The 329-nt window shown below is 69.0% G+C and carries 1 protein-coding gene; it reads right to left on the bottom strand.

What is annotated here, in order from left to right:
* Window positions 1-329 (bottom strand): alpha-D-ribose 1-methylphosphonate 5-phosphate C-P-lyase PhnJ (locus tag BIU99_RS19200; RefSeq protein WP_175484446.1); only part of this gene is annotated, 329 nt, incomplete at both ends.

Here is a 329-nt window from a genome sequence, read left to right as displayed (position 1 = left end):
GTGTCCGAGCAGGCGAACAGCACGCCGCCCGTGTCGTCGGTGATGATCTCGTCGAGGTACACGCCCGTCGACCCGCAGATCGCGCACGGGTGCTCGAACCGCTGGGGCTCGAACGGGTGGTCCTCGAACCCCAGGCTCACGACGTCGGTGAAGGGCGGCACCGCGTAGATGCGCTTCTCGCGGCCGGCGCCGTACAGGTGCAGCGCCGGACTCCGGTGCAGCTTCGGGTTGTCGAAGCTCGGCGTCGGGGACGGGTCCATCAGGTACCGCCCGTTGACCATCACCGGGTACGCGTACGTGGTGGCGATGTGCCCGTAGCGCGCGATGTC

It is taken from the genome of Plantibacter sp. MMLR14_011 (genome assembly GCF_001865025.1).
Taxonomy (GTDB): domain Bacteria; phylum Actinomycetota; class Actinomycetes; order Actinomycetales; family Microbacteriaceae; genus Plantibacter; species Plantibacter flavus_A.
This window is presented reverse-complemented; position numbering and strand designations above follow the sequence as displayed.